At 66.1% G+C, this 15,117-nt stretch carries 15 protein-coding genes; 8 read left to right on the top strand and 7 right to left on the bottom strand.

Features of this window, described 5'->3' with window-relative positions; translation table 11 throughout:
* Positions 1 to 275 precede the first annotated feature (275 nt).
* The 4 genes from chvE to BS38_RS0112870 all read left to right on the top strand — a co-directional run bounded on the left by chvE (position 276) and on the right by BS38_RS0112870 (position 4,756).
* Positions 276 to 1,400, top strand: coding sequence for a multiple monosaccharide ABC transporter substrate-binding protein (chvE, locus tag BS38_RS0112855; RefSeq protein WP_028271177.1), 1,125 nt, complete (start codon positions 276 to 278; stop codon positions 1,398 to 1,400).
* A 107-nt stretch (positions 1,401 to 1,507) separates the two neighbouring features.
* Entirely contained in the window at positions 1,508 to 3,037 is a 1,530-nt protein-coding gene (gene mmsA / locus BS38_RS0112860) for a multiple monosaccharide ABC transporter ATP-binding protein (protein WP_028271178.1), read from the top strand.
* Positions 3,038 to 3,042: 5 nt separating this feature from the next.
* The gene (gene mmsB, locus BS38_RS25095) at positions 3,043 to 4,359 is read left to right on the top strand and encodes a multiple monosaccharide ABC transporter permease (RefSeq protein ID WP_051628887.1); all 1,317 of its coding nucleotides are present in this window, start codon (positions 3,043 to 3,045) and stop codon (positions 4,357 to 4,359) included.
* A gap of 181 nt (positions 4,360 to 4,540) precedes the next feature.
* Complete coding sequence (locus BS38_RS0112870) at positions 4,541 to 4,756, top strand: hypothetical protein (RefSeq protein WP_028271179.1); 216 nt, start codon at positions 4,541 to 4,543, stop codon at positions 4,754 to 4,756.
* Here BS38_RS0112870 and BS38_RS26455 read toward each other — a convergent pair.
* The 5 genes from BS38_RS26455 to BS38_RS25105 form a co-directional block, all read right to left on the bottom strand.
* Positions 4,749 to 5,570, bottom strand: a complete 822-nt coding sequence (locus BS38_RS26455; RefSeq protein ID WP_051628888.1) for an NYN domain-containing protein — start codon at positions 5,568 to 5,570, stop codon at positions 4,749 to 4,751. The genes BS38_RS0112870 and BS38_RS26455 overlap by 8 nt on opposite strands.
* A gap of 83 nt (positions 5,571 to 5,653) precedes the next feature.
* On the bottom strand, positions 5,654 to 6,685 hold the full coding sequence (locus BS38_RS0112880) for an aldo/keto reductase (protein WP_028271180.1): 1,032 nt from the start codon (positions 6,683 to 6,685) through the stop codon (positions 5,654 to 5,656).
* Positions 6,686 to 6,693: 8 nt separating this feature from the next.
* Positions 6,694 to 7,566 carry an NAD-dependent epimerase/dehydratase family protein gene (locus tag BS38_RS0112885; RefSeq protein WP_028271181.1) on the bottom strand — a complete coding sequence of 291 codons (873 nt, stop codon included), beginning with the start codon at positions 7,564 to 7,566 and terminating at the stop codon, positions 6,694 to 6,696.
* A gap of 152 nt (positions 7,567 to 7,718) precedes the next feature.
* Positions 7,719 to 8,096, bottom strand: a complete 378-nt coding sequence (locus tag BS38_RS0112890; protein ID WP_156037121.1) for a hypothetical protein — start codon at positions 8,094 to 8,096, stop codon at positions 7,719 to 7,721.
* A gap of 13 nt (positions 8,097 to 8,109) precedes the next feature.
* A complete protein-coding gene (locus tag BS38_RS25105; RefSeq protein WP_051628889.1) occupies positions 8,110 to 8,427 on the bottom strand; it encodes a DUF3040 domain-containing protein in 318 nt (105 codons plus the stop codon).
* Between the two features lie 135 nt (positions 8,428 to 8,562).
* Between BS38_RS25105 and BS38_RS0112900 the strand changes: the two genes are divergently transcribed.
* From BS38_RS0112900 to BS38_RS0112910, 3 genes are all read left to right on the top strand, one after another.
* Entirely contained in the window at positions 8,563 to 9,042 is a 480-nt protein-coding gene (locus BS38_RS0112900; protein ID WP_028271183.1) for a universal stress protein, read from the top strand.
* Between the two features lie 131 nt (positions 9,043 to 9,173).
* A complete protein-coding gene (locus BS38_RS0112905; RefSeq protein ID WP_028271184.1) occupies positions 9,174 to 9,887 on the top strand; it encodes a hypothetical protein in 714 nt (237 codons plus the stop codon).
* Complete coding sequence (locus BS38_RS0112910; RefSeq protein WP_028271185.1) at positions 9,868 to 10,506, top strand: response regulator transcription factor; 639 nt, start codon at positions 9,868 to 9,870, stop codon at positions 10,504 to 10,506. The genes BS38_RS0112905 and BS38_RS0112910 overlap by 20 nt, the downstream gene beginning before the upstream one ends.
* A gap of 42 nt (positions 10,507 to 10,548) precedes the next feature.
* Here BS38_RS0112910 and BS38_RS0112915 read toward each other — a convergent pair whose 3' ends face one another.
* Complete coding sequence (locus tag BS38_RS0112915; protein WP_028271186.1) at positions 10,549 to 12,234, bottom strand: GAF domain-containing sensor histidine kinase; 1,686 nt, start codon at positions 12,232 to 12,234, stop codon at positions 10,549 to 10,551.
* A gap of 358 nt (positions 12,235 to 12,592) precedes the next feature.
* Here BS38_RS0112915 and BS38_RS0112920 point away from each other — a divergent pair, with 358 nt between their 5' ends.
* The gene (locus BS38_RS0112920; RefSeq protein ID WP_028271187.1) at positions 12,593 to 13,651 is read left to right on the top strand and encodes a glycosyltransferase family 4 protein; all 1,059 of its coding nucleotides are present in this window, start codon (positions 12,593 to 12,595) and stop codon (positions 13,649 to 13,651) included.
* On the opposite strand, the gene BS38_RS0112925 is transcribed toward BS38_RS0112920, so the two are convergent.
* Positions 13,621 to 14,976, bottom strand: coding sequence for a phosphoribosyltransferase family protein (locus tag BS38_RS0112925; RefSeq protein WP_028271188.1), 1,356 nt, complete (start codon positions 14,974 to 14,976; stop codon positions 13,621 to 13,623). The genes BS38_RS0112920 and BS38_RS0112925 overlap by 31 nt on opposite strands.
* Positions 14,977 to 15,117 lie beyond the last annotated feature (141 nt).

The following is a 15,117-nucleotide window of genomic DNA, read 5'->3' on the forward strand; positions in this document are numbered from 1 at the left end:
CCCCGCTGACAAAAATGTGATTTGACTCACAGATCCACCGAGAGCTAAGCTCAACGAGTTGTTAGCGCTAACAACTCGGTCTATGATTTCGATCATCACCCAGCCGGCGCCGGAGCCTTGCGCTCCGTCCGGCGAGATTTACTTCCGATGAGCGGGCTCCGGGCCGCCTCGTCAGTCGACCGGATCCTCCCGGCCGGCCCCACAGCCGCAAAGCGCAGATGCTTTCCGGTTTAGCACCAGTTCGCGGACCGAGCCGTCCGCGGAAGGAGAACATAGTGAGAATCAAGAAACTCCTGGGCGCGTTCGCCGTCGTCCTCGCAGTGACGGTGGGGGCCACAGGCTGCGGCAGCCGGGGCGGCGCCGCCACCCCGAGCGCCAGCTCGGATAATTCAGGGGCGCTTGTGGGCATCTCCATGCCCACGCAGACCTCGGAGCGCTGGATCGCCGATGGCGGAAATGTCGAGAAGTCCCTGAAGGAACTGGGATACAAGACGGACCTGCAGTTCGCCAACGACGACATCCCCACCCAGGTTTCGCAGATCGAAAACATGCTCACCAAGGGCGCCAAATCGCTCATCATCGCCGCAATCGACGGCACCACGCTCACGGACGTCCTGGCCAAGGCCAAGGAGCAGAACGTCAAGGTGATCGCCTACGACCGCCTCATCAACGGCACCCCCAACGTGGACTTCTACACCACGTTCGACAACTACACCGTGGGCGTCCAGCAGGCCACTTCGCTGCTGACCGGACTGGGCCTGGTGGATGCCAGCGGCAAGAAGGTGGACGGCAAGGGTCCGTTCAATGTCGAACTGTTCGGCGGCAGCCCCGACGACAACAACGCCAACTTCTTCTGGACCGGGGCCATGGACACCCTCAAGCCGTTCCTGGATGCCGGCACGCTCAAGGTCCCCAGCGGCCAGACCAAGTTCGAACAGGCCGCCATCCTCCGCTGGCAGGCGCCCGTTGCCCAGAAGCGCATGGAGGACATCCTCACCGCCGCCTACAGCTCCGGCACCAAGCTGGACGGTGTGCTGTCCCCCTATGACGGACTGTCCATCGGCATCATCTCCGCGCTGACCAGCACCGGCGGCTACTCCAAGGGAAGCCTGCCTGTCGTCACGGGCCAGGATGCCGAGAAGGGCTCAGTGAAGTCCATCGTGGCCGGCGAGCAGTATTCCACCATCTTCAAGGACACCCGCCAGCTTGGCGCCCAGGCCGTCAAGATGGTCGACGCCGTCCTGAAGGGCAAGGAGCCTGAGGTCAACGACACGGAGACCTACAACAACAAGGTCAAGGTTGTCCCGTCCTACCTGCTGGAGTCCGTGATCATCACCGCGGACAACTACAAGAAGGAGCTCATCGACTCGGGCTACTACACCGACGCCGACGTCAAGTAGCCGCGTTGAGGGTTGTGGCCGGGCCGTCACCGGTCCGGCCACACCCCTCCGGCAGGCCCCTGCAGCCGCAGGAAGGCCCAGGATCGACCAGTCAGTGGGAATTGACGATGAACACACCCATTCTTCAAATGCGAGGAATCACCAAGACCTTTCCGGGCGTCAAGGCACTCCAGAACGTCACGCTGGATGTGAAGCGCGGCGAGGTGCATGCCATCTGCGGCGAAAACGGCGCCGGGAAATCCACCCTCATGAAAGTGCTGTCAGGGGTCTACCCGCACAGCTCATTCGACGGAGACATCCTCTTCGAAAACGAACCGTGCACGTTCAACAGCATCAGCGACAGCGAGAAGCGCGGCATCGTCATCATCCACCAGGAGCTGGCCCTGAGCCCCTATCTTTCGATTGCCGAAAACATCTTCCTCGGCAATGAACTGACGAAGAACGGGTGGGTGGACTGGCGCAAAACAAACCTCGAAGCCGCCAAGCTGCTGGCCCGCGTGGGACTCAGCGAAAATCCCGTCACGCCTGTCCAGCACATCAGCGTCGGGAAGCAGCAGCTCGTCGAAATCGCGAAGGCACTCTCCAAAGAGGTCAAACTCCTCATCCTGGACGAGCCAACGGCCGCGCTGAACGACGAGGACTCCGGCCACCTGCTGGACCTGATCCTCCACCTGAAAGGCCAGGGCGTCACCAGCATCATCATCAGCCACAAACTCAACGAGATCCGCAAGGTGGCGGATGCGGTCACCATTATCCGCGACGGCAAGACCATCGAAACCCTGCGTCTGGACGAGGGCCAAATTACCCAGGAGCGGATTATCCGCGGCATGGTGGGCCGGGACCTGGACAGCCTCTATCCGGACCGCGACCCGAAGATCGGCGAGGAAGTCCTCCGGATCGAGGACTGGTCGGTGCGGCACCCCCAGGACCACTCCCGGATGGTGGTCACCAACGCGAGCCTCAACGTCCGAAAAGGCGAGGTGGTGGGACTGGCCGGCCTCATGGGCGCCGGCCGGACCGAACTGGCCATGAGCGTCTTCGGCCGGACATACGGCACCGCCGTGTCAGGAAAGGTCTACAAGCATGGCCGGGAGATCAACACGTCCACCGTCTCGGATGCCATCAAGCACGGCATCGCCTACGCAACCGAGGACCGCAAGCACTACGGCCTGAACCTCATTGAAGACATCAAGCGGAACATCTCCATGGCAGCCCTGCGGAAACTGGCCAAGCGCGGCTGGGTGGACAAGAACCAGGAAACCATCGTCGCCAACAGCTACCGGCAAAGCATGAACATCAAGGCACCGTCAGTGGCTGCGATCACCGGCAAGCTGTCCGGCGGCAACCAGCAGAAGGTCGTGCTGAGCAAGTGGATGTTCTCCGACCCCGACGTGCTGATCCTGGACGAACCCACCCGCGGCATCGACGTCGGGGCCAAGTTCGAGATCTACACCATCATCACCAAGCTCGCGGCAGAGGGTAAGGCGGTCATCGTGATCTCCTCCGAACTCCCCGAACTGCTGGGCATCTGCGACAGGATCTACACGCTGTCAGCAGGCCACATCACCGGCGAAGTGCCCATCGCCGACGCTTCACAGGAGACCCTCATGCACCTTATGACCAAAGAGAAGGAATAGCGACCATGTCCGCCCTCCGAGAATCCCTCGGCTTCCTCGCAAGCCGCCTCCGCCAGGTCGGCATCTTCGTCGCCCTGATCCTGATCGTCCTGCTCTTCCAGGTCCTCACCGACGGCATCCTGCTTCAGCCACAGAACGTCACCAACCTCGTGGTGCAGAACAGCTACATCCTGATCCTGGCCATCGGCATGGTGATGGTCATCATCGCCGGCCACATCGACCTGTCCGTAGGCTCCATCGCGGGCTTCATCGGTGCCGTATCCGGCGTGATGATCGTCCACTGGGGCTGGGCATGGTGGATCGCCATCCCCGCCTGCCTCCTGGTCGGCGCACTCGTCGGTGCCTGGCAGGGATACTGGATCGCCTACGTCGGCATTCCGGCCTTCATTGTCACCCTCGCCGGCATGCTGATTTTCCGCGGCCTGACGCTGATCACCCTCAAGAACCAGCAGATCACCCCGTTTCCGGACGAACTCCGCGCCCTCGGCGGCGGCTTCCTCCCGGACATCAGCGGGGGCACCTCCGTCCTCGAATGGCTCACCGTCATCCTCGGGGTCGGAGGCACCGCGGCCATCCTCTTCCAGGCCATCAAGGAGCGCCGCGTCCGCCGGAAGTTCAACCTAGAGAACGAACCCATGGCCTGGTTCGCGGTAAAGACCGCGTTCATTGCCCTGCTGATGCTCATCATTACCTTCCTGCTGGCGAGCTACCGGGGAACACCGATCGTCCTGATCGTGCTCGCGGCCCTGGTGATCATCTACTCCGCCCTGATGAACAACAGCATCTTCGGCCGGCACACCTACGCCATCGGCGGGAACCTGCATGCAGCGGAGCTCTCCGGCATCAAGACCAAGGCCGTCACCTTCCGGCTCTTCGTCAACATGGGCGTTCTGGCGGCCCTCGCGGGCCTCGTGTTTACGGCCCGCCTGAACTCGGCCCAGCCGGCCGGCGGCACCGGGTTCGAACTGGACTCCATCGCCGCGGCGTTCATCGGCGGCGCCGCGGTGCAGGGCGGCATTGGCACCGTGGCCGGCGCCATGATCGGCGGGCTGATCATGGGCGTGCTCAACAACGGCATGTCCATCCTGGGCCTCGGCACCGACTACCAGCAGCTCATCAAGGGCCTGGTCCTTCTCCTCGCTGTCGGCTTCGACATCTTCAACAAGAACCGCAGCGGCCGCGGAGGAGGAAGCACCCTCGGCACGCGGTTCAAGCTGAAGACCACGCCTCCGGCCGCTGCAGAAAGCACGGAGACCGCCGCGGACCGCCCGGTCGCAGTGGCCGCCAGCTCCCGGCAGGCAAGCACCGTCCGGAACTCCTGACAAAGAGAGGCCGACGGCGGCAGGCAACTGCCGCCGTCGGCCTCCGCCGCTTCTTCGGGCCTTGCCGGCGGCCCTCCGGCTGCCCCCGCGGAGCCCGCCCGCACTGGAAATGTGATTTGCTTCACAGTGCCGGCGCGGATAGCATTCCATCACTGTTAGCGATCACAGAGAAGGACCTGGAATGACTGCCTCCCTCCCCGAGCCCGAGACAGCCGACGACTGGCAGCAGCTGATTGGCAGCCGTGTTGAACTGCGGATCGACGGCCGGATGGTGCGCACCGGCGAGGTGGAGGACGCCACCGATGATTCCGCCGTCATGTGGCTGCGGTTCGACGGCAATCACGGCCGGCAACTGGTGTCCAAGTTCGACGGCTACCAGGTTGTTCCCGTCAGCTGAGGGCTTTGCTTGCCGCCTTGGCAACGGGCGCGGTGGTCACTTTGAGTCCGCACCCCTGCTCGGCAAATGCCGTCAGCGTCTTGTAGCCGAAGGTCTTGTAGGTGACGTTGGGCCAGCGGTCCCGCAGAAGCTGGCCGAGGCGGGGAGCGTTGACCAGGCCCTTCACCCAGAGGGTGGGATCGTCCTTGAGGAAAGCGTGGACACTGGCTTTGTAGAGCTCAAGTTCGGTGTGCGGCGCGGTTTTCTTTTTCGCCGGCTTGGCGGGCGCCGGTGGCTTCTTCACTGCCGGCACCGGCACCACGACGGCGGGCGCCGGGATGTCGATGACATGGAAATGGTCGGCCACCGACTGCAGGACCTTGTTGACGACGCCGGCGTTCGGCTGGGAGGTTGTCGCAACCAGTGACCGCTTTCCCAGCGCATGCAGGCGGCGCAGGAGCGGGACGAAGTCACCGTCGCCGCTGACGATCACAAAGAGCTCAATCCATGGCATGTCCGCGGCCACTTCGAGGGCGTCGACCACCAACTCGATGTCCGCGGCGTTCTTGCTGGGCTGGTCAAACGAGAAAATCTGGACGGGCTTGATGTTGTGGGCCAGCAGCTGGCTCCGGTACCCGGCCATGTCCGGGCGTCCCCAGTTGGCATATGCCCGCGCCAGCGCCGTTCGCCCGCCAAGGCCCGTGTCCCCCACGACCTTTTCAATGGCGCGGACCACCGTGGCCAGCGGCACGGATGTGACGTCGTTCCCGTACCCGCCGAAGAGATTCTCCATGTCCAGGAAAATAGCCACGTTCCGCTGCCGCGATCCTGCCACGTTAACCGTCCTCCCCCAGCGAATAGTAAACAGATCCTATCCCCCCGCGGGGCCCCGAAGCGGCGGGGCCCCGCCGTCGCCGGCTAGCGGCCGCCTTCGATCTTCCGGCTGCGCTGCTCCTGTGCCATCGGACCGTACGGGTACACGCCAACCCGGGGCTGGCTGGCCTCCGTCAGCCGCCGGGTCTCCTCCTCCGTCAGTTCAAGCTCCGCAGCGGCGAGGTTGTCCGCCAGCTGCTCCGTGGTGCGGGCCCCGAGGATCACGGACGTCACCGCGGGGCGGTCCGCCAGCCATGCCAGCGCCACCTGCGAGGGACTCACTCCGTGGTCCGCAGCGATCTTCTCCACGGTTCCGATGACCTCCCACGTCCGCGGATCGTCATTGCGCGCCTGCCAGGCTTCCATGCCGCGTTTGGGATTCTCGCCCAGCCGGGTGGCCCCCGCCGGTGCCTCGTCGCGCTTGTACTTCCCGGAGAGCCAGCCGCCGCCCAGCGGGGACCACGGGAGCAGGCCGATCCCCGCGTCCAGCGACGCCGGAACAATCTCCGACTCAATCTCCCGGACCAGCAGGCTGTACTGCGGCTGCAGCGTCACCGGCGCGCTCCAGCCGTGCGCCTTGGCGACGTGCACAGCCTTGGTCAGCTGCCAGCCCAGGAAGTTGGAGAAGCCGTAGTACGCGATCTTTCCGCTGCTGACGGAGTCATGCAGGAAGCGCAGCGTCTCCTCCAGCGGCGTAATGGGGTCCCACGCGTGCATCTGGTACAGGTCGATCTGTTCGACGCCGAGGCGGCGCAGCGAGTCGTCGAGGGCGCGGGTGAGATGGCGTCGGGAGGTTCCGAGGTCGTTGGGGGCCTGGCCCATGGGGAAGCGTCCCTTGGTTGCCAGGACAGCGCGGTCCCTGACCTCGGGGCGGGCGGCAAGCCAGCGGCCGATGATCTGTTCGGACACCCCTTGGCTGTAGACGTCAGCGGTATCGATGAAGTTGCCGCCTGCGGCGAAGTAGTCGTCCAGGATGGCGAAAGACGTCTCCTCGGTGGCTTCAGCGCCGAAGGTCATGGTTCCCAGCGCGTAGTTGGAAACGACGGCGCCGCTGTTGCCTAATGTGCGGTACTGCATGGTTCTCCTCAGTCCTCGGTGGGCGTGGTGCGGTTCGAGTGGTAGCTGCGCCAGGTGTGCTCCGGAGCGAATCCCAGCAGGCGCTTGGCTTTGTCGATGGACAGCATCGTTTCGTGTTCGCCGAGTTCCTTGACCACCTTGACGCCGGGGAAGACTTCGGCGGCGAGGCTGGCACTGGACCGGCTCATGACCGTGTCCTCGTTGGCGATAATGAACGCTTCGAATCCGGGCTTGCCGTTCTCCAGTGCGCGGGCCACCGCCTGCGCACCGTCGCGGCCGTCGATGTAGCCCCAGAGGTTCCACTTCCGCAACGTGGCATCGGCGTCAAAGGAAGGGAAGTCCTCGTAGTCCTCGGGGTCCATCACATTGGAGAACCGCAGGCCCGTGATGCTCAGGTTTGGATCCCAGCGGGTCAGCTGAATGGCCATCTGCTCCTCCAGGTGCTTCACCAGGGAGTAGGTGCTTTCCGGGCGGGCCGGATATTCCTCGTCCACCGGGATGTAGGGAGGGTCGACGTCGAACGGCAGTCCCAGCACCGTCTCGCTGGAGGCGTACACCACCTTCTTGATTCCGGCCCGCCGGGCCGCCTGGAAGACGTTGTAGGTGGCGAGCATGTTGTTCTCGAAGGTGGCCGCATCCGGCGCATGGCCCGGCGCGGGGATGGCTCCGAGGTGCACGATCGCGTCAAAGCCCCCGTGGCGGTCGTCGAGGCCCAGGATGACGTCCAAAACCTGCCCGTAGTTGCGCAGGTCCACCTCGGTGAAGCCGCGGCCCCTGGTCCCCGTGCGGTCCAGGTTCAGGACGTCATGGCCGTCCTCGGTTAGCCGGCGCACCACGCTCCTGCCCAGCTTTCCGCTTCCGCCAGTCACAGCAACTCTCATCAGGAACTCCTCTGGGTAGTTGTCGGCGGCCGGTCGTCCGTAGCTGCCTGCCGCCGTCGTCATTCCACCCTAGGGGCGCGGCCGCTCGGATGCAGCCCTTCTGGCTGGCCCTCTGAGTCCTAGGAAAGAACGTCCCCCGCCCGCCGGGGGCTTCAGCCGAGCCGGAGCAACAGGGGAAGGGTGTTGGTGATGATGGTGAAGGCGGCCGCAGCGATGCCAATGACTGCCGGGATGATCCCTGACGCCTCGCCGCGGCCACGCGCCCTGAACCCGAGGACGGCCGCAGCCAGCTCCGGGGCCAGGATCAGCACCAGGGCGGGTCCCGCAGCGCTCACAATGACGCCCGGCGGTAGCGAATCCCCGCCGTCGTAGCCCTGCAGGGAGAGCAGCCCTTCACCAATGATCATGCCCGCCACGAACGCGGCAGGAATGGCGGCAACGGCGATCCAGGCCCAGCGCAGAAGCCGGCGTCCGGGCAGGGATCCGCCGGAATCCGGGGCGGCTGCGGGCACCGGGCTGCGTGATGTCATCGGTGAAGGAGCGTCAGATGTGTTGCGACTGGCCCGGCAGGCCCATGCTCGGGCGCCCGAACGGAAGCCGGCTCGGACTGAAACCAAGGGATGCGTAATAGCCGCCGGCAACCATCACGGCAAAACCGGCGACGCCCAGGTACACGAGCTGCACCACAGCGCCCGCAATCACCGCAAGGAACCCGCAGACCACGCACAGGGCACCGAGGACCACCCGCCGCATCAATGACCAGGACTGGCCTTCCATGCGCGCGGCGAATTGCGGATCATCCTCGTGAAGCGACTGCTCCATCTGCCTGAGGACGTCCCTTTCATGTTCAGAAAGCGGCATCTTTGACCTCCGAACCGGATTGATATTAAGGATCGTTCATGTAGCGGTTAAGTCAATAGAGCCAAAAGTCATGGGCGGATCGCGGTGACTTTGGACCCTAGGCAGGGGGTCCCGGGCAGGCGCACGCTGGAACCCATGAACACTGAAGAACGCATTGTGGTGGGCGTGGACGGCTCCGAATTCTCCACAGCTGCGCTGCAGCTCGCCGGACGCATGGCCGGCAGCCTCAACGCCCCGCTTGAGATCATCACCTGCCTCGGAACCTCCGATTTCTACCTCGCTTCCCACATGCCGCCCGGGCGCGTGCCCAGCATGGAGGAACTCGAGGAAACAGCGAAGCGCCTGGTGGACCAGGCCATCGGGAGGGCCTTCGGGGCATCTCCGCCGGCCCAGCTGTCCCGCACGGTGAAGTTCGGGCCGCCGGCAAAGACACTGGTGGATGAAAGCCGCCATGCCCGGCTGCTGGTGGTGGGCCGGCGCGGGGAGGGCGGCTTCCTGTCGCAGGTCATGGGATCCGTCAGCGGAGCCTGCGCCGCGCATGCGCACTGCCCCGTCCTGGTGGTGGGCCAGGACACCAAAGTGGCCGAACCGGAACCGGGTCCGACGTCCGGGTGAAGACGGGCGCCTCCACCGCGGGACTCCGGGGCGTTCAGTGACTTTGTGCCCTAATCCCGGTTCTCGTGCAAGCCCTAACCTGAATGCATAAGCGCGGCAATCACCGCGTGCCAAGTCCCGGGAGCGTCGTCATGAAAGCAGCAACGGCGAGCATCATCGCAGGCGCAGTCCTCCTGCTTTCCGGCGTCCTGCTGCTGCTGGACGCCCTGCGTGTCCTGGACACCGCCCTTCTGGTGTGGCCGCTGATCTTCGGCACCTCCGGCGCCGTTTTCCTGGCGGTGTTTTCCAGGAACCGCGCCAACTGGTGGGCGGCCATCCCGGGGTTTGCCCTCCTGGGGCTGGCCGCGGTGGTCACCACCACTCAGCTGTGGCCCGGTTCAGCGGGCGACTGGCCGGGCGCATTGTTCTTCTTGTTCCTCTCCGCCGGCTTCGCGGCGGTGTACTTCCGGGAGCCAGCCAACTGGTGGGCCCTGATTCCGTGCGGGGTCATGCTCACGCTCGCCTTGATGGTGGCATTGCCGCCGGGGCTGGACGGAACGCCGGTGGCCGCCGTGCTGTTCCTGGGGCTCGCCGCAACCTTCGCCACGGTGTCGCTCACCCCGGAGCGGATGAAATGGCCCCTGATCCCGGCCGCCGTGCTGGCCACCCTGGGGCTTGCCTTTGCCATTCAAGCCACCGTCACCTTCCGCACCCTGGAGTACCTGACAGCAGTGGTGCCGCTGCTGGCCGGCGCCTACCTGCTCTATTACGCCTTCCACAACCGCCGCAGCGGCCGCGGGCACACGGGCGGGGCTATAACCGATCCGATGAAGCAAGGACTGGGTGATGCTCACGGTGGCCACTGACCCAGCAATCGGGAACGACGTTGTTGGGGGGACGCGCGTATACATCCTGGACAGCCACGCGCTGGTCCGGACGGGGCTCCGCGAGCTGCTCGAAGAGGCGCACTTCGACGTGGTCGGCGAGAGCGGGTCGGCCTCCGAGGCAAGCCTCCGCATCCCGGCCCTGAGCCCGGACCTGGTGGTGATCGGAGCTCATCTCCCGGACGGCACCGGCATTGAAGTGTGCCGGGAAATCCTCTCCGACAACCCCGGACTCCGGTGCCTGCTCCTGAGCAGTTACGACGACGACCACGCGCTCAGCAGCGCGGTGCTGGCCGGAGCGGCCGGCTATGTGCTCCGGCAGCTGCCCGGGACCGCACTCCTGGAGGGCATCCGCCGGGTAGCCACGGGCGAATCGCTGCTGGAGCCCGGCGTCGAACGCAAAGTCATGGAAGGCCTCTACAAAACGCAGGTGAGCCGCCGTCACAGCCGGTTGAGCTCACAGGAACTCAGGGTCCTCACCCTCATGAGCCAGGGCATGACCAACCGCGAGATCAGCGAGGAAACGCGCTTTGCCCGGGCCACGGTGACACTCCAGGTGGCGGGAATCCTCACGAAACTGGGCTTCGAGTTGCGCGGCTGACACCGTTCGCCCACCGGGCGCCGGGGTCAGGGCTGCCGGGGGTCAGGGCTGCCGGGGACACACGGAAGGGGCGGTCCACGTCAGTTGGGTACCGTGGCCGGGGCTGCTTTCGATGGAGCACTCGCCGCCCAGGGCCATGGCCCGGTGCTTCATGTTGTCGATGCCGCTGATGCGGGTCGGGTTTTCAAACCCGCAGCCGTTGTCCGTAATCCTGAGTTCCACGCCCTCCGGCTGGGCGGTGAGCGAAATGTCGATTTCATCAGCACCTGAGTGCCGCACCGCGTTGCTCAGCCCCTCGGACAGCACCGCCAGCAGCTGCTCCACGACGGCGTCGGGCACTGCTTCGTCCACCGGTCCCGTCAGCTGGACCTTGGGTGAAAAGTCCGAGTTACGGATCCCCTCGTGGATGGTCCGCATGATGAGGCCGGTGAGTGGTTCCTTCGGGCCATGGCCGGTCCGCATCGAGTAGATGGTGTCCCTGAGCTCGTGGATGGTGCCGTCCAGTTCGGCCGTCACTGCAGAGATCCGCTCCTGGGCCACAGGGTCCGGCACGTACCGGCGCAGGCTCTGCATGCTCAGCCCTGCTCCGAAGAGCCGCTGGATCACCAGGTCGTGCAGGTCCCGTGCGATCCTGTCCCGGTCCTTGGAGAGCAGCTGCTCTTCCCGCCGCAGCCGGGCCCGGACCAGTCCGAGTGCCAGCCCTACCCGGGACCCGAAAACGGCGCTGGACTGCAGGTCGGACTGGATGTACGGCGGTCCGCCGGCGGGGCGCGCCAGGATCAGCAGGCCGCGTTCGCTGCTCTGCCGTCCGAGCGTTGCCACCAGCAGCGGACCAAGTTTCTCGTCGGCGCCGGGTCCGAAGACCTCGTTGGGGTCCCTGACCAGGGCGGAGCTTCCAGTTTCCAGGACGTCGGCGATGACGTCCGACGGCGGCAGCTCCTGGCGGGCCGACAGGGACTGGACGCCCACCATGGTTTGGCAGCGCTGGATGCCTTCGGCATCGGGGTAGGCAATCACGGCCAGGATGGAGTCCGAGACGGTCAGTGCGCGTTCGGCAACCAGGTCAAGGTTGTCGGTTTCGTCGGGGAACAAGGCCGAACTCAGCTGATCGCTGACTTCCAGCCCGGCCTCAAGCCAGCGCTGCCGCCGGCGCGTGTCATCGTACAGCCGGGCATTCTCGATGGCGACGCCGGCGGCAGACGCCAGCGCCGAAGCGAGTTCCTGGTCCTCTTCGGTGAACGGTCCGCCGTCGAGCTTCTCGGTCAGGTAGAGGTTTCCGAAGACGGAACCGCGGACCCTGACGGGAACCCCCAGGAATGTCTTCATGTCGGGGTGGTTCGGCGGGAACCCGCTGGCCATTTCGTGCCCGCCGAGGTCGTCGAGCCGCAGTGCCTCGGGCCGGCGGATCAAGTGTCCCAGCACGCCGCGGCCGGTGGGGAGGTCGCCGATCAGCCGGACGCCGTCGTCGTCGATTCCCACAGTAATGAAGTGTCCCAGCTCATGGTCGCCGTCGATCACGCCAAGCGCGCCATAGCGCGCCCCCACCAGCTCGCAGGCGGACTGCACTACCCGGTCCAGGACAGCTTCAAGGCTGAGGTCTTCGGTGAGCGAAACCACGGCGCCCAGCAGGCCCTGCATCTGGTCCTGGGCACGCACGAGTTCATCTGCGCGGGCCACGAAGTCGCGCAACAGGTCCTCCGTGCGCCTCCGGATGGGTTCACGCCACATAGGGCCACCATACGCAAGGTTCACGGCGGACAGGGTTTGAAATTTCGAGGGCTGGCACTTTTGGAGCGGGATCGCCGCTCAGGCGGCCACGGGCAGGCTCGTGTGATAAACGTTGCTCGAATACCGGAAGGTCCGGGCTCATGCGACTCCCCAAGGCAGCGAGACACAAACGGCGGACTGCTTCACCGAGTTCCTAATGCATCAACCCCAGACTGATATCAACACAGTACCAAGACGGACACAGTGGCTCAAGGGACAGCGTAACGGGACTAAAGGCACTGGGAAACACTTGCCGCGGCTGGCAGTCTGAACGGGCGGATTAACGCGGCGTCCCCGGGATACGAGGAGATGACCCAACGTGCGAATCGGACTGATCGCTCCGCCCTGGCTGCACGTGCCCCCGCCCCGCTACGGCGGCACCGAAGTGGTGGTGGACGGGCTGGCCCGCGGCCTCGTTGCTGCGGGTCACGACGTGCTGCTGGCCGCCCCGGCAGGAAGCACCTGCCCGGTCCCCCTGGTGCCGGACATGCCTCCGCCCAGCGCCGGCTCGGCCGCCACCTGGTCCGCGGGTGCCGAGCTCTACCACGTGGCCCTTGCCTATGCCGCCCTGGCGGACGTGGACCTGGTCCACGACCACACGGTGGCCGGCCCCTTCTTCCGCTACCGCCCGGCCACGCTGCCGGTGGTCACCACCAACCACGGGCCGTTCAGCTCGCAGCTGGGCGACCTCTACCGGCTGATGGGACCGGAGGTGGCGATGGTGGCTATTTCGCATCGCCAGGCCGCGGATGCCGCCGGCGTGCCGATCGCCCGGGTGATCCACCACGGCATCGACGTTGATGCCGTGCCGGTGGGAGACGGCGCCGGCGGCTACGCGGCATTCCTGGGGCGGATGAGCCCGGACAAGGGGCCGCGGGAAGCCATCCTGATTGCGCGGCAGGCGGGCGTCAGGCTTCTGATGTCCGCCCGCATCCAGGGTCCGGAAGAACAGGAGTATTTCGACAGCCAGGTGGCCCCGCTCCTCGGCCCGGAAGTCGAGTTCCTCGGAGAAATCACAGCGGCGGAAAAGTACCAGCTGATGGGCGGCGCCGTGGCGTTCCTCAACCCGATCCAGTGGCCCGAACCCTTCGGGCTGGTGATGATCGAAGCACTGGCAGCCGGCACCCCCGTGGTGGGCACGGGTTCCGGGGCGGCACCGGAAATAGTGGACGACGGCGTCACCGGGTACCTGCGGACCGGCATCGATCAGCTGGCCGGGGCCCTGGCGCTGGCCCCCGGACTGGACCGGGCCGCCTGCCGCCGGGCCGCTGAGCTGCGCTTCAGCGTGGGCCGGATGGTGGCCGATCATGTTTCCCTTTATCAGGAAATATTGGGCACCCTCCCGGATCAGTCCCCGGCCTCGTCGCCGCCTGCCTGAACGCCGCCGGCCTGATCGTCGCCTGGCTGAAGGTGGCGGAGGAACCAGTCCCTGGCCAGCGCCGCAGCCTCAGACAACGTTCCGGGCTCCTCGAAAAGGTGCGTTGCCCCCGGAACCACGGACAGCTGGCTGGGGCAGCGCAGCAGCGCCTGGGCCCAGCGGTTGAGTTCCAGCACCTCACGGTCCGCCCCGCCCACAATCAGGAGCGTGGGGGCTCGGACGGCGGACAACCGCTGGCCGGCAAGGTCCGGACGGCCGCCCCGCGAGACCACGGCATCAATCCGGGCGCCGGGTTCCGCCGCAGCCCACAAAGCAGCACCGGCTCCCGTGCTGGCACCGAAGTACCCGATGCGGCTCCTGGCCGTGTCCGGCCGCCCGGCCAGCCATGCCGTCGCGGCAGTTAGCCGGCCGGCAAGCAGCCCGATGTCGAACACGTTGGCGCGGTTGAGTTCCTCGGCCGGTGTGAGCAGGTCCAGCAGCAGGGTTCCCAGGCCTGCGCGCTGGAGGAAGGACGCCACGAAACGGTTGCGGGGGCTGTGCCTGCTGCTGCCGCTTCCGTGCGCGAACACCACGACGGCGGCCCCCGCCGCCGGCAGGAACAGGTGCCCTTGGAGCTGCGCCTCTCCCGCGTCGATCTGGACGTCCTCATCCACGGCCGTGCCGTTGGCAACGGTCTGGGCACTGTGCAGACGCTTTGCTGCCGCATCGAGCAACAGCACCACTTCGTCGTCGCCGGTGGGCGAAAAGTCACGGTAGTGATAGCCGACGGCGGTGAACTGGCGGGGCGTGGCCAGGCAGACGATTTCATCCGGTTCCGTGAGGTCCGCGAGGGTGTCAGCCGGGGCCACCGGCACCGCCAGAATCACCTTGGCGGCGCCGAGCTGGCGGGCGATGCGGCAGGCAACCCGGGCCGTGGACCCGGTGGCGATTCCGTCGTCGACAATCACGGCGGTGCGGCCCGCCAGGTCGGTGCGGGTCCGCCCTTTCCTGAACCGGGCCACCCGCGACTCGAGCAGGGCGCGCTCCCGTTCCTCCACGGCAGCAAGCTCGGCTTCGGTCACGCGCACATGGGAGATGATGTGCTTGTCCAGCACCCGCGCGCCGCCTTCACCGATGGCTCCCATGGCCAGCTCGGGCTGGAACGGCACTCCCAGCTTCCGCACCACGATCACGTCCAGGGGCGCGTCCAGCGCCGTCGCCACCTCGAACGCCACCGGAACACCGCCCCGGGGCAGCCCAAGGATCACGATGTCCTGCCCGCGAAGGTATCCGAGGCGCTGCCCCAGCCGCCGTCCCGCCTCAACCCTGTCCTCGAAAATGCTCATGGCCAGCCGTTCGCCTCGTGGCTAAAGGCCGCCGTGCCGGTCCGGGCAATCCAGGGGTTTGCGCCCCGGCATGCGGGATGGGACGTCGGCGGCCGCTCTTCTCCAACTATCCGGCAGGTGGCGGCTCGCTGCGAGGGACTT

Origin of the sequence: Arthrobacter sp. UNC362MFTsu5.1, from assembly GCF_000685965.1 — a bacterium.
Lineage (GTDB): Bacteria > Actinomycetota > Actinomycetes > Actinomycetales > Micrococcaceae > Arthrobacter.

What these genes read in the sequence shown, in the direction of transcription:
- BS38_RS0112870 (WP_028271179.1), top strand. Translation starts at nt 4,541, where the DNA reads ATGACTGCCTCCCTCCCCGAGCCCGAGACAGCCGACGACTGGCAGCAG.
- BS38_RS0112890 (WP_156037121.1), bottom strand. Translation starts at nt 8,096, where the DNA reads ATGACATCACGCAGCCCGGTGCCCGCAGCCGCCCCGGATTCCGGCGGA.
- BS38_RS0112900 (WP_028271183.1), top strand. Translation starts at nt 8,563, where the DNA reads ATGAACACTGAAGAACGCATTGTGGTGGGCGTGGACGGCTCCGAATTC.
- BS38_RS0112885 (WP_028271181.1), bottom strand. Translation starts at nt 7,566, where the DNA reads ATGAGAGTTGCTGTGACTGGCGGAAGCGGAAAGCTGGGCAGGAGCGTG.
- mmsB (WP_051628887.1), top strand. Translation starts at nt 3,043, where the DNA reads ATGTCCGCCCTCCGAGAATCCCTCGGCTTCCTCGCAAGCCGCCTCCGC.
- BS38_RS0112925 (WP_028271188.1), bottom strand. Translation starts at nt 14,976, where the DNA reads ATGAGCATTTTCGAGGACAGGGTTGAGGCGGGACGGCGGCTGGGGCAG.
- BS38_RS0112910 (WP_028271185.1), top strand. Translation starts at nt 9,868, where the DNA reads ATGCTCACGGTGGCCACTGACCCAGCAATCGGGAACGACGTTGTTGGG.
- BS38_RS0112905 (WP_028271184.1), top strand. Translation starts at nt 9,174, where the DNA reads ATGAAAGCAGCAACGGCGAGCATCATCGCAGGCGCAGTCCTCCTGCTT.
- mmsA (WP_028271178.1), top strand. Translation starts at nt 1,508, where the DNA reads ATGAACACACCCATTCTTCAAATGCGAGGAATCACCAAGACCTTTCCG.
- BS38_RS25105 (WP_051628889.1), bottom strand. Translation starts at nt 8,427, where the DNA reads ATGCCGCTTTCTGAACATGAAAGGGACGTCCTCAGGCAGATGGAGCAG.
- BS38_RS0112880 (WP_028271180.1), bottom strand. Translation starts at nt 6,685, where the DNA reads ATGCAGTACCGCACATTAGGCAACAGCGGCGCCGTCGTTTCCAACTAC.
- BS38_RS0112915 (WP_028271186.1), bottom strand. Translation starts at nt 12,234, where the DNA reads ATGTGGCGTGAACCCATCCGGAGGCGCACGGAGGACCTGTTGCGCGAC.